We start from the raw sequence: 13,071 nt of genomic DNA, 5'->3' as shown, positions 1-13,071 counted from the left end.
GTTTCGCCCACCATTAAAATATTGCTGGAGGGGATATAGCTCAGCTGGGAGAGCGCTTGTCTGGCAGACAAGAGGTCACCGGTTCGAACCCGGTTATCTCCACCATCTACAATTACTGATATTATAGAAGTAATAGCCTGTTTTAATACGGGCTATTTTTGTATTTTTTGTGGACCTCGCAATAATTTCACAACAAAGAGTTTAAATTGACCCTCCCCGGGGCAAGCCACCGAGGATTCCTTATTCATAGAGAATTGCCTACTTAAAGCATACCGAATGGTAGATTGAGTAGGTCTTACTTTCTCTCCAAAGGCGTAAATTCGGGTAAGCCCTACCCTAATGAAACTAATTTATACCTAATTCTAATTTGCCTTGATTAAGCAAATTCTTACTAGCATTTATATCTCTATTGTTGGTTGCTCCACACTTACAAGTCCAAGTACGAACTGATAGGTTTTTGACTTTTTGGTTTTTAACACCACACTCATTACAAGTTTGACTACTAGCAAAAAATCTATCTACTTTGTGTAATGTGTAATCATACCATTTGCTTTTATATTCCAGCATAGTAATAAACATATTCCAAGCACAATCAGAGATATGTTTGGCTAGTTTTGAATTTTTAAGCATACCTTTTATATTCAGGTCCTCTATGACTAAAAGTTGGTTCTCCTTTGTTAGCCTAGTGGACAGTTTATGCAAAAAGTCTTTACGAACATTCTTAATTTCAATATGAACTTTAGCAATTTTCTTTTTAAGTTTATGTCAATTATTGCTACCTTCTTCTTTACGAGCTAATCTCTTTTGAAGTTTGGCTAATTTATCTTCATATTCAGAAAGATGTCTAGGGTTTAATATATGTTCTCCATCAGAAGTAGTTACCTAAATCTAATCCTAACTCCCCTTGATTATTATTAACAACAGTTTTTAGAACCTGCCTAACATTAATTGAAATATAGTATTTACCTGTTCTAGATTTAGAAACTGTAACATTATTAATTTTACCTTTAACCTCTTTAGATTTAGCAAATTTAACCCAAGATAGTTTAGGTAATTTAATTTTATTATTTTTAATCTCAATATTGGTTTAACCACTAGGTTTAATGAATTTTTGTGTTCTATATGATAATCTAGATTTCTTTTTAGATTTAAATTTAGGAAAATTACTTCTACCCTCAAAGAAGTTTTTGAATGCTTTATCTAAATCTTTAAGTGATTGTTGCAATGCAATGCTATCAACTTCTTTTAACCACTCATATTCTTTTTTTAATTGAGGTAGCTGTCTAGAATATTTAGTATATGATTGATACTCACTTTCTTTAGCTTTTGCTAAAAAATCATTGTAAATGAATCTAGAACAACCTATTATCTTATCTATTAATTCTTGCTGTTCGTGATTAGGATAAATTCTAAATTTCTAACTATATCAGTAGGTGCTATTGTTGGTTTAGTTGATAGAAAGATGTGTATATGATCTGGCATTACTTCTAATTCTAAAATTTCATATTGGTATTTATCGCATATATTAGCAATAATATTTTTTAATGATTGTTTTATATCGCCTTTTATTACTTCAAATCTAAATTTAAGACATCATACAAGATGATATTGTATTAAATATTTACAATGACTTAAACTTTTATAGTCATTACTCATTGCTATCCAACCCATATTTTTCTTGTATAGCTCTACGCATTAGGTCTAAATAAGTCAATGTTGTTTCTTCTTCCACAGAGTAGATTCTTACTAAATTTTCAAGTTCATTTTTCCATTCTTCGGGAATAGATCGGCATTCAGCCAGAGGGCAAGTCCATCTGGTTTTCTGTCGATAAAATCTATAACGTGATTTCGTTTCAGATAATTCTACATAACTACCGCTAGCAACTTCATGTTCTAACTCGTGCATTTTCTCTTCATTTGCGAATATGGGTTTAAAATTATTGTCTTCTTTCTGTATAATAATAAATTAATTATAAAAAAATAATAGTAACTTTTAATGGGAATAGGTGATATAATGTCAATTCATTTTACCTTTGCAATATATACTGGTATTTTAGCTTTAGTGCTTGTTACACTTGTACCCAGAAAGATGATTAGAGAACTAATAATTTATGGTATTATTTTTGGTGCTATTGGGGATTTCTTAGCTGTTTTTATTGTAACTCATCTTTTAGAATGGGGAGGTTACATTAATTATGGCCCATTTGGTTTTAGAGATATACCATTTTTCCCACTATTAGCTTGGGCAATTTGGTTTATAATGTATTTTTACTTTATGCCTGATCACAAGGTATTAAGATATGTTTATATAGTATCAGCAGCTGCTTATTCTGTTTTATTTTCTAATATTTTAGCTAACTTTGATATTTTTAGGTGGAATTTTAGTGAGATAATAATTCCATTCTTTATCTATGTTACGTGGTTTACTGGAAGTGCTTGGGCTAAAGAACAAATTGATCAGGAGGTAGGATAATGGAAAAATCAGAATTGTTTTCGGATCCAATATTACTTGGTTCAATTGCGTGAATAGCGGGCAACATTCCTATATCTTTAATTATGGGTTATTCTGTTAATTTTACGTTTGCTGCTTTATTAGGAGTATTACTTGTATACATTGTTCGATCAACGGGCAATGATTATGAGATTTATAAAGGATTACTTATACCAAATTTCTTAGGATTTCTCCTTCATATTATATTTGGATTAGTTAGCGGTTGGGTTGTTAAGCAGTATGGCAGGGTTTAAGCCAATATAAATTCAGATATAATAATTAATAATATAGTAATGGTACATTGGATACTTCTAGAAAATAAATTTGATTTGCGTTAAACATATTTAAGGAGAAGTATAAATAACAGATCAGTTTTTTAATTTGTTGAAACCAGATTAAAGGATAAGATGTGATTTTAAAATTACAATAATTACGCAACAAACTCACAACAACAATATACCACGTAATATAATATTTTTTAAATTTACCCTTGAAAAATAAAGAGTATAATGGTATAGTATATAAGTGTCGGACAGGATAATTGTCCGGCAGACAAGAGGTCACCGGTTCGATCTCGGTTATCTCTACAATAGAAGTTATTTGGGCCATTAGCTCAGCTGGTAGAGCACTAGACTTTTAATCTGGGTGTCGGAGGTTCGACTCCTCCATGGCTCACCAATAACGCGGGGTAGAGCAGTTGGTAGCTCGTCGGGCTCATAACCCGGAGGCCACTGGTTCGAATCCAGTCCCCGCAACCAAATAAAAAAGTTATTAGTTAAGTTTATTAGGGCGAGATAGCTCAGTTGGTAGAGCAGTGGATTGAAAATCCTCGTGTCCCCGGTTCGAATCCGGGTCTTGCCACCAATTTAGTGCGGGAGTAGCTCAGTTGGCTAGAGCACCAGCCTTCCAAGCTGGGTGTCGCCGGTTCGAGTCCGGTTTCCCGCTCCAAGTTATGTGCTTGTAGCTCAGTTGGATAGAGCAACGGCCTTCTAAGCCGTGGGCCGGGGGTTCGAATCCTCCCAAGCACGCCACATCAATCAATTTACAATGTACAATTGAGAATTGACAATTAAAAGCTAAAATCAATTAAATATCATGGTGGATGTAGCTCAGTTGGTTAGAGCGCAGGATTGTGGCTCCTGAGGCCGTGGGTTCAACTCCCATCATCCACCCCAATTATCTTCACCATATGGTGAAGAATTTTTATTTTTTTGGAGGGTTGAGCAGGAAAAAAATTAAGAGGAAATAATATTATGTAATATAATGGTTATTATAATGTTTACTAGAAATAGTTTAAAAAGGAGGAGCAGAGTGATTAAAAAGAAGAGATTGGGAGATATACTAGTTGAAGCTGGATTTCTTACTGAAGCAGAATTAAGCCAAGCATTAGAAAAGCAACAAGAGACTGATAAAAGATTAGGAATTGTTTTAGAGGAGCTGGGATTAGTAACTGAAGAAAGTGTTATGGAAGCTTTGGAATATCAACTGGGGATTCCTCGGTTAGATTTAAACCAGATAATAATTGATCCAGAAATAATTAATTTGATTTCCAAGTCTTTAGCAGAAAGACATCAAGCAATCCCAGTTAAAAAAGAGGATAATACCTTAACAGTAGCAATGACAGACCCTTTAGATGTATTAGCAATTGATGATATTAGAATTAAGACAGGATATGAGGTTTCGCCAGTTATTTCTAGTAAAGAGGAAATAGAAAATGCTATCAATCAATACTTTGGAGATGATGATATTGTAGAAGAATTTATAGCAGATATTGATTCTACAATGGAAGAAATAGAAGATAGTAATTTAAATACTAGTAATCTGCGTCAAATGGTACAGGATGCACCAGTAGTCAGATTAGTCAATAATATTATTTCTAGAGCAGTTAAAGCTAGAGCCAGTGATATACATATAGAACCGGAAGAAGATCAAGTAAGAATTCGATATAGAATAGATGGTATACTCCATACTGAAATGCAAATTCCTAAACAGACTCTTTCTGCTTTAGTTTCTAGAATTAAAATTATGGCTGAAATGGATATAGCGGAACGCAGAATTCCTCAAGATGGTAGGATTCAAATGAAATTATCCCAGACAAAAATTGATTTAAGAGTTTCTACTCTACCTACAGTTGAAGGAGAAAAAGTTGTTATCAGGATTTTAGATGAAGAAAGTTTAATGTTGGGAATTGATGAATTAGGTTTTTCACCTGAACATAAACCAATTTTTAAAAAGATGATTAGTCAACCTCATGGAATGCTATTGATCACTGGGCCAACTGGTAGTGGAAAAACTACTACTCTTTATTCAGCTTTGAGTTCTATAAATGATGCTGATAAAAATATTATTACCGTTGAAGATCCAGTAGAATATAGATTAGAGGGGATTAATCAAGTTCAAGTTAATCCGCAAGCAGGACTTGAGTTTGCTAATGGATTACGTTCTATACTTCGACAGGATCCTGATATAATAATGATTGGAGAGATTAGAGATAAAGAAACAGCAGAAATTGCTATTCATGCTGCTATGACTGGCCATTTAGTATTAAGCACTCTACATACTAATCAATCAGCTGGGGCATTGACTAGATTAATTAATATGGGAGTAGAACCTTATCTAGTAGCTTCTTCAGTGATGGGAGTTGTAGCCCAAAGATTAGTAAGAAAAATTTGTCCTGATTGTAAGAGAGAAAATGAGGATGAAGTTATTGATTCAGTCTTAGCAGAATATTTACAAGAACAGAATGAGTTTATTGATTATTACGGTTCAGGTTGTAGAAATTGTAATGAGACTGGATATCGAGGCAGAACTGCTATTTTTGAAATATTAGATATTGATTCTGAAATTAAAAAGTTGATAATTGAAAAAGCATCAGCAGCTGAAATCGAAGACATAGCAAAAGAAAAAGGAATGAAGACTCTTACGGATTCTGCTTTCCAAAAGGTAAAGCAAGGGTTAACTACCTTAGAAGAAGCAATGCGAGTTACAAAATTATAGTCAATTAGGAGGAGTTAGGAATGAAGTTGGCGAATTTATTACAGGAAGGGATTAAACTAGGTGCTTCTGATATTCATTTAACAGTAGGAATTGAACCTATGGCTAGGATTAATGGTGATTTACGAAGTATGAATCAGCAAGTCTTAACCGCTGATAAAATTGAAGAATTGGTGGCTGATTTGCTAGCAGATAGAGAAGAAAGATTGGTGCAAGAAGGAGAATTGGATTTTGCCTACCAGTGGAATGATTATAGATTTAGAGTTAATGTTTTTTATCAACAAAATCATCCTGCAGCAGTTTTACGAATCATTCCTAATCAAATTTTAAGTTTGAGTCAATTGGGATTACCAGATAAATTAACAGAAATGGCTCTACAACAAAGAGGATTATTTTTGGTAACCGGGCCAACTGGCAGCGGGAAGTCAACTACCTTAGCTGCAATGATTGATTTAGTTAATGAGCAATCTAGTAAACATATTATTACTTTAGAAGATCCAGTAGAATATGTCCATCAGCATAAACAGAGTATAGTTAATCAACGACAAGTTGGAAGGGATACGCAAGAATTTGCTACTGGTTTAAGAGCTGCTTTACGCCAAGATCCTGATATTATTTTAGTTGGTGAGATGAGAGATTTAGAGACTATATCTACTGCTATTACTGCTGCCGAAACAGGTCATTTAGTTTTAGCTACCTTACATACTAATAGTGCTGCGGAGACTATTGATCGGATTATTAATGTTTTCCCTCCCCACCAGCAGGAACAGATTAGAATTCAATTATCTATGAATCTACAAGGAATTTTAGCCCAACAATTACTTCCTACTATTGATGGATTAGATAGAGTGGCAGCAACTGAATTACTAGTAGCTAATTCAGCAGTCCGGAATCTAATTAGAGAAGGAAAAAACCATCAACTAGAATCAATAATGCAGACGGGGAAAGAAGAAGGAATGCATACTATGGATTATTCTTTACGTGATTTATATACCCAACGTAAAATCAGTAGAGAAGCTGCTTTAGAAAGTGCTGGAGATAAGCAGACATTACAGAACTTAATTTAGGTTACAGGGAGGTGTCCTTATTTCTCCTGTTTTTGATTATAAAGCTAGAGACCAGACGGGGACTTTTGTAGAGGGTACTATAGAGGCTAGAACTAAAAATAGTGCAGTAGATCAATTAAAAGATAGAGGCTATTATTTAACCAAGATTAAGCAACAATCGCAAGGAATAAAGCTCCAAGAGTTATTAAATAAATGGAGAAGAGTCGGCTTAAGAGATTTAAATATTTTTTGTCGTCAGTTTGCAACTATGATTAATTCGGGCTTATCATTAGTTAGGTCATTGAGTATTTTAGAAGAACAGACCTCTAATTCTAAATTACAATCAGCAATCAGTTCAATCCGAGAAGAAGTAGAAAAAGGAAAAAGCTTATCAGAGGCTTTAGAGGAATATGATGATATTTTTCCTCGGTTATTTATTAGTATGGTAAAGGCAGGAGAAGCTGGCGGTATATTGGATAATACATTAGAAGAAATGGCTGATCATTTTGAGCGGGAACGAGAAATTCAACAAAAGGTAACTTCGGCTTTGGTTTATCCAGCAGTAATTAGTTTGTTATCAATTAATGTTGTCTTCTTTTTAGTAACCTTTATTTTACCTACTTTTGTCGAGATGTTTAAAGACTTTAGTATTAAGCTACCACTAACTACTAGGGTTTTGTTAAAACTCAGTCAATTTATGAATAATTATTGGTATTTAGTTTTAGCTTTAATAGTTATATTGGTTTTATTAATTAAATATTACTACCAAACCGGACAAGGAAGAAGAAAAATCGATGGATTGCTATTAAAAGTACCTATTATTGGTGATGTTATTATAAAACTTTCGATTGGTAGATTTAGTAGAACATTAGGAGTTTTATTGGCTAGTGGGGTTTCTATCTTAGAAGGTTTGGAGGTGATAAGCAAACTAGTTAGTAACCAGGTAATTACAGATAAAATTTTAGAAGCTCGGCAGAGTATCAGTCAAGGTCAGAGTATAATTCTACCGTTAGAGAAAAGTAATTTATTTCCTCAAATGTTTGTGCAAATGATTAAAATAGGAGAAGAGACAGGAACTTTAGATCAAATGTTGGAACGAGTAGCTAACTTTTATGACCAAGAAATAGAACATACGTTAGAGCGAGTAGTATCTTTTATTGAGCCAGCAATGTTGTTAATCTTGGGATTAGTAGTAGGGGGAATTGTTACTGCAGTAATGCTACCGTTATTTAATATGATTCAAGGCGTATAGTGATCAGTGACGAGTGACCATCCTCATTACTGAAATTATAGAAAGGAAGTGGAAGAATGTTAAGCAAATTAAAAGAAAAGCTAGCTAGAATAGGGCGCCAGGAAACAGGTTTTACTTTAATTGAATTGATGATTGTGATTGCTGTAATTGGTACGTTAGCCGGAATTGCTATTCCTAAGTTTGGAGGAGTAAGAGATAAAGCAGAGATTGCCTCAGTAAAGAGTACTCTAAGAAGTATTAAATCAGGGTTAGTGATGTACAATGCAGAAAATGGAGAGTATCCTGATGATATTACTGATATTGAAGAGTATGTTGAAGTTGAAGGTGATTATACTATTGATGATGATAGTGATTCTGATTCCGATTATAAAGTAACTAAAGATGTTGATGGTACAACAGTTACCCTTACTTCTGGTGGTATAAGTGTAAGTTCAAATGACTAATTAATAATTGTTAAGCTCAGCACTATTTATGGTGCTGAGTCCTCTATTCTTTAAGGGTTGTAGGTGGTGAGGTTAAATGGAAGATAAGCAATCTAACATTATTTATTTGTTACCACTTAGTTTTATTATTGGGGTTGTACCTTTAATAGTCTTTGCTAAACAGATTAAGCTAGATGGAGTAGTAGTTGATTACTGGTCGAAAGAGATAGATTTCTTTGCTTATTATAAAATGATTGCTTTTTTATTTGCTAGTGCAATAGCTATCGGATTATTTTTAATCTATCTTTATCGGACTAAAAAAATAAAACAGACTTATTACTATCTAGCAATAGAAGTGTATCTAATTTGTATTATGCTATCCACCTACTATTCAGCAGTACCTGAGGTAGCTATTTGGGGCTTTCCAGAGCGGTATGAAGGTGCTTTGGTATTAGTAGGTTATCTGTTAGTCTTATTTATAACGATAAATTTAGTAGACTATGAAAAAGATATTAAGTTTTTATTTACTTCTTTATTCCTTTCAGCAATCATCATATCATTAGTAGGTCTGACTCAATATTTTGGTTTTGATTTGTTTACTACAGTTTTCGGAAAAAAGTTTATTCTACCTACTGAATTATATAATATAATTGATAAAATAAATATTAACTTTGATTCTATTTTTGCTACTCTTTATAATCCCAACTATGTAGGAAGTTATACAGGAATGTTATTAGCTCTAGGAACTGCTTTATATATCTTAGTTACAGATAAGCGAACCAAGATGGTTCTAGGTATTTTGAATCTGCTAATCTTTTCTAATTGGTTTGGTTGTCTGTCTCGAGCTGGTCTAGTTGGTGGAGTAGGTGCTATTAGTTTGTTGTGTTTATTAGTAGGCCAGAAGTTAATTGACAAGTGGAAGTCAATACTTATCTTAGGGATTGGTTTTAGTCTTGTATTTATAATGATGAATTATGTTGGTAATAATCGATTAGTTCAAGAAGTATTTTCTTTCCAGCAGGAGGCCCAAATTGTTACGGGGAAGCAAGCCGAGACTATTAAAGATATAATAATTGACCAAGACCAGTTAACAATCATTACTAACGAGACTAAGTTACAGCTGAAATTATTAGAGAATAATAAATTTTTATTTACAGATAGTAGTGGAGAGAAAATCAGGTATAACTTAACTGAAGAAACGGGAGTAATTAAGCTACAGGATAATAGATACCAAGATTATCAATTTAAAATAAAGCCTAAAAATATATTACATTTCACTTATGGAGCCAAAGAAGTTAACTTTAAAATTATAACTAGTCCTAACAAGGAATTAGGGATTATTGGTTTTGCTAATCAAGTATATAAGACAGACCCGGTTGAAAAGTGGGGGTTTGCAGGATTAGAAAGATTAGGCTCAGGTCGGGGTTATATTTGGTCTAGGTCTTTGCCACTGATAAAAGATACTATTTTAACTGGTTATGGTCCGGATACTTATGCTCTCTATTTTCCCCAGTATGATAATGTAGGTAAGTTAATTACTTTTAATAGTACTAAAGTAATAGTAGATAAGCCTCATAATCTGTATTTACAGGTAGCAATTAATACAGGAGTGATTTCTTTATTAGCACTAGTAACTATTTTAGGGGGGTATTTTTTATCCAGTATTCAGTTATATTGGACTAGCAGATTAGATGATTTTTATAGTAAAGTTGGCGCTGCAGTTTTTGTTGCTTGTTTTGCTTATGCAATAGCTGGCTTATTTAATGATAGCGTGATTGGAGTAGCTCCTGTTTTTTGGGTTTTATTAGGAATAGGGATCAGTACTAATTTGAAAATTAAAGATTTAGAAATAGGTGAGAGTAGTGATTGAAATTTTAATCTTTAGTTTGGGATTAATCATCGGTAGTTTCTTAAATGTAGTAGTTTATCGCTTGCCTGCAGGAGAATCAATTATCTATCCTGGCTCCCATTGTCCAGAGTGTAAAACTAGATTAGCTCCTTTAGATTTGATTCCTGTAATTAGTTTTTTAGCTACCAAAGGTAGATGTCGTTATTGTCAAACTAAAATATCTTATCAGTATCCTCTAGTAGAATTATTAACAGCTTTTCTTTTTTTATTTTTATTAGGAGAATATCAAGTTAGCTTTCAATTAGGAACTTATCTTGTGTTAGTATCTTTATTAATTCCAATTAGTATTATTGATCTCCAAGAGATGATTATTCCTAATCAAATTACTTATGGGGGACTTATATTAGGGTTGGTAAGTAGTATTTATGGGAATTATATCTCTATTATAGAATCTTTATTAGGTTTGTTAATTCCAGCTGGTTTATTATTAGTGATTGCTTTATTAGGTAAAATGGGATTAGGGGATGTTAAATTAGTAGCAATGATTGGAACTTTTCTAGGAGTTAGAGATACACTATTAGTCATCTTTTGTGGCTCTGTAGTAGGTTCAATTATAGGATTAATCCTAATTGGATTAGGAAATAAAAGGGGGACAAGCAAGGTGCCTTTTGGCCCTTTTATTGCTCTGGGGACTATAGTGGTTTTATTATGGAGCGAGGAAATAATTAATTTCTATCTGCAATTGTATTGATATAAAGTGGCACTTTTGTGCCACAGCTATCTGTCGTCTGCTATGTGTCGTGAGCCGAATCAAATTCAAAACCATAGAAACAGTTAACCCCTGACCCCTTAGAACATAAGAATTATAAAGGTTTAGATTTAGAATTTAAGTGTTTTGAATTAGCAGATCCTACAAGTTTCACAGAAACTTTCCGTGATAAAAAGCATCCGCACACAGCACACGACACAATATATCAATTTTATGCCATTTTAGAAGCAGGTGATTAGTATAAAATTAAAGAAATATTTAGTAACAGAAGCGGGAATGACTTTAATAGAAGTAATGATTGGAATAACTATTTTGACTACTGCTTTATTGCCTATCATGGGATTCTTTATTAATCAGACTAGACTGACTTATGAAAGTGGGCTAAGATCGGAGGCTTTACAGTTGGCCCAACAAGCAATGGAAGAAATTAAGGCTACTGAATTTAATAGATTAGAAACTAAGGCAGCAGAGAAGACAGAGTCAATATCTCCATTTGATAGACAGGTTGTGCTAGATGATTATCAAGCAGCTGAGGACCTTAAAAAAATAACGATAACTATTTCTTGGGGCCAAACTAAAAGTTTACAGTTACAGACTTTGCTTGCAAGCAGGTGATGAGATGAAGCAATTAGGAGATGCGGAAGGGTTTACCTTAGTTGAAATGATGATTGGCCTAGTTATTTTTAGTCTAGTAAGTACTGGACTGTATAATATTTTTTTAACTGGTTGGCAGAGTTGGCAGTTTAACCACCAACAAATTGATTTACAACAACAAGCAAGAATAATTAGTCTTAAATTAGAGCAGGAACTCAGACAAGCAAAGATGGTCCAAACTAAGACTAGCTCTGAAGTAGTAATTAAACTAGCAAATGACAAATATAAAAAATATTGTTTTTCTGCTGCAGATAATAGAGTTTATTATAAAATCATTTCCGGGATTGAGGACTGGCCTACTAGAGAAGATTGGGAGAGGATAAAAGGTGAATCTATTATATCTGGAGTAGTGGATGCTTTTGAGTTTAGCTATAATGAAGAAGATAAAGTAGTAACTATAAGTTTAATTTTGACCAAGCAAAGTCAGAATTATCAATTAAGGAACCATAAGATCCATCTTAGACAGGCAGAAGAAGGGATAAAATAAGATGGCGGCAAATAATGAAGGTTCAATTATTTATTTAGCTTTAGTAGTCATAATTGTATTAATGATGTTAGTAACTAGTATGGGACAGTTATTGAATAATGAATTAAGGATGACTTCGCAGCGAGAAAAGAAAGTTAAAGCTTTTTATTTAGCTGAAGCAGGCCTAGAGTATGCTACGGCTCGGATTAATGATAATAGTGTTTGGGGGCAAAAAGAAGATAATAATTTCAAAGTAAAATCTAACTCTCTAAGTCAGCTATCTGATTCGATGAAGGGAGATCTTGAGTCAATTAAAAAAGAGCTAACTGCTGATAAGCTAACTATTAGTAGTAAAGGAAGTTATCAAGATGCAACTAAGGTTGTAGCTGCTACTTATTCTTATAGTCAAGCCTCGCCTGATTATAGTCCAGCTTTTAACTACCCTGTTGTGGGGAAAACTATTGCTGTAGGTAATAATGTTTTAGTGAGTGGAGGCGGTCTTTATGCAGCAGGACCAGTAAGTTTAGGCAATAATACAATGGATCTTAGTATAAAGTCTAATCAAGGTGAAAGTAATTTTAACTCTCTATTTCCAGCTCTAAATATCACTGAGTTGGAAGAAGAAGCTACTACAATAATCAATAGTAATAGCCAGCAGCAAAGAAATAGTGATATTATTAATGGAAAAGAGATTACTTATGTTACAGGAGACCTTAATCTTAGAAATAATCTCCAGATTAAGGGGAAGGGAATATTAGTAGTTAAAGGTAACTTAACAATTGGTAATCAGGTAGAGATCAATAAAGATACTAGTGATTATTTTTTAATAATAGTAACTGGTGATGTTATGATAGGTAATAATTTTAATCTGCAAGGTTTGGTATATTCTAAAGAAAGTATTACAGTAGGGAACAATGCTAACATTAGAGGAAGCATAATAGCAAACAGATCTATAGCACTAGGTAATAATTTAAACTTTAGTTTTGCTGATTCCTATTTGGATACTTTTACTGCTAATGGAATTGAGATACCCTCAGCTGAGAGAGAGAACGGAATAGATAAAGAAGATACTAAAGTAATTGATTTGAAATTGATCAACTGGCAAGAGAAGTAGAGTGGGGTGTGAAA

12 protein-coding genes, 7 tRNA genes and 1 pseudogene are annotated in these 13,071 nt (G+C 33.3%); 17 read left to right on the top strand and 3 right to left on the bottom strand.

Translation table 11 applies throughout. The annotated features are described in order from the left end of the window. Nucleotides 1–29: 29 nt before the first annotated feature. Nucleotides 30–105 (top strand) — tRNA-Ala (locus ACYQ3D_RS01615). Between the two features lie 240 nt (nt 106–345). On the opposite strand, the pseudogene tnpB reads toward ACYQ3D_RS01615, so the two are convergent. The 3 genes and pseudogenes from tnpB to ACYQ3D_RS01600 form a co-directional block, all read right to left on the bottom strand. Continuing rightward, nucleotides 346–1,408 (bottom strand): annotated as a pseudogene (tnpB, locus tag ACYQ3D_RS01610) (IS200/IS605 family element RNA-guided endonuclease TnpB). After that, a complete protein-coding gene (locus ACYQ3D_RS01605) occupies nt 1,378–1,533 on the bottom strand; it encodes a transposase (RefSeq protein ID WP_459835464.1) in 156 nt (51 codons plus the stop codon). Before ACYQ3D_RS01605 ends, tnpB begins: the two are co-directional and overlap by 31 nt. Before the next feature lie 115 nt (nt 1,534–1,648). Next, nucleotides 1,649–1,906, bottom strand: a complete 258-nt coding sequence (locus tag ACYQ3D_RS01600; RefSeq protein ID WP_459835445.1) for a hypothetical protein — start codon at nt 1,904–1,906, stop codon at nt 1,649–1,651. A gap of 108 nt (nt 1,907–2,014) precedes the next feature. Between ACYQ3D_RS01600 and ACYQ3D_RS01595 the strand changes: the two genes are divergently transcribed. From ACYQ3D_RS01595 to ACYQ3D_RS01520, 16 genes are all read left to right on the top strand, one after another. Then, complete coding sequence (locus ACYQ3D_RS01595; RefSeq protein WP_459835442.1) at nt 2,015–2,473, top strand: hypothetical protein; 459 nt, start codon at nt 2,015–2,017, stop codon at nt 2,471–2,473. Between the two features lie 620 nt (nt 2,474–3,093). Further along, nucleotides 3,094–3,169, top strand: a tRNA-Lys gene (locus tag ACYQ3D_RS01590). 4 nt (nt 3,170–3,173) lie between these two features. After that, nucleotides 3,174–3,249 (top strand) — tRNA-Met (locus ACYQ3D_RS01585). A 30-nt stretch (nt 3,250–3,279) separates the two neighbouring features. Beyond that, nucleotides 3,280–3,355 (top strand) — tRNA-Phe (locus ACYQ3D_RS01580). Between the two features lie 7 nt (nt 3,356–3,362). After that, nucleotides 3,363–3,439 (top strand) — tRNA-Gly (locus ACYQ3D_RS01575). Between the two features lie 6 nt (nt 3,440–3,445). Then, nucleotides 3,446–3,522 (top strand) — tRNA-Arg (locus tag ACYQ3D_RS01570). Between the two features lie 67 nt (nt 3,523–3,589). Further along, nucleotides 3,590–3,666: transfer RNA gene (locus ACYQ3D_RS01565), tRNA-His, on the top strand. 136 nt (nt 3,667–3,802) lie between these two features. Beyond that, nucleotides 3,803–5,488: a type IV-A pilus assembly ATPase PilB gene (pilB, locus tag ACYQ3D_RS01560; RefSeq protein WP_459835439.1), complete on the top strand. Its 1,686-nt coding sequence runs from the start codon at nt 3,803–3,805 to the stop codon at nt 5,486–5,488. Between the two features lie 20 nt (nt 5,489–5,508). Further along, entirely contained in the window at nt 5,509–6,552 is a 1,044-nt protein-coding gene (locus ACYQ3D_RS01555; protein ID WP_459835437.1) for a type IV pilus twitching motility protein PilT, read from the top strand. A gap of 19 nt (nt 6,553–6,571) precedes the next feature. Beyond that, entirely contained in the window at nt 6,572–7,783 is a 1,212-nt protein-coding gene (locus tag ACYQ3D_RS01550; protein ID WP_459835461.1) for a type II secretion system F family protein, read from the top strand. Between the two features lie 56 nt (nt 7,784–7,839). Next, nucleotides 7,840–8,226 carry a type IV pilin protein gene (locus tag ACYQ3D_RS01545; protein ID WP_459835434.1) on the top strand — a complete coding sequence of 129 codons (387 nt, stop codon included), beginning with the start codon at nt 7,840–7,842 and terminating at the stop codon, nt 8,224–8,226. 76 nt (nt 8,227–8,302) lie between these two features. Continuing rightward, nucleotides 8,303–10,075 (top strand): O-antigen ligase family protein, encoded by a 1,773-nt coding sequence (locus ACYQ3D_RS01540; protein WP_459835432.1) that lies wholly within the window; start codon nt 8,303–8,305, stop codon nt 10,073–10,075. Further along, complete coding sequence (locus tag ACYQ3D_RS01535; protein WP_459835429.1) at nt 10,068–10,805, top strand: prepilin peptidase; 738 nt, start codon at nt 10,068–10,070, stop codon at nt 10,803–10,805. The genes ACYQ3D_RS01540 and ACYQ3D_RS01535 overlap by 8 nt, the downstream gene beginning before the upstream one ends. 294 nt (nt 10,806–11,099) lie before the next feature. Continuing rightward, nucleotides 11,100–11,438 carry a type IV pilus modification PilV family protein gene (locus ACYQ3D_RS01530; RefSeq protein WP_459835425.1) on the top strand — a complete coding sequence of 113 codons (339 nt, stop codon included), beginning with the start codon at nt 11,100–11,102 and terminating at the stop codon, nt 11,436–11,438. Between the two features lie 4 nt (nt 11,439–11,442). Next, nucleotides 11,443–11,964, top strand: a complete 522-nt coding sequence (locus ACYQ3D_RS01525; RefSeq protein WP_459835422.1) for a PilW family protein — start codon at nt 11,443–11,445, stop codon at nt 11,962–11,964. A 1-nt stretch (nt 11,965) separates the two neighbouring features. Beyond that, on the top strand, nt 11,966–13,057 hold the full coding sequence (locus tag ACYQ3D_RS01520; protein ID WP_459835419.1) for a hypothetical protein: 1,092 nt from the start codon (nt 11,966–11,968) through the stop codon (nt 13,055–13,057). The last annotated feature ends 14 nt before the right edge of the window (nt 13,058–13,071 follow it).

The sequence above is a fragment of the Halanaerobaculum tunisiense genome, assembly GCF_054657635.1.
Note: the sequence above shows the minus strand (reverse complement) of the source record. Positions and strands in the feature narration are given on the sequence as shown.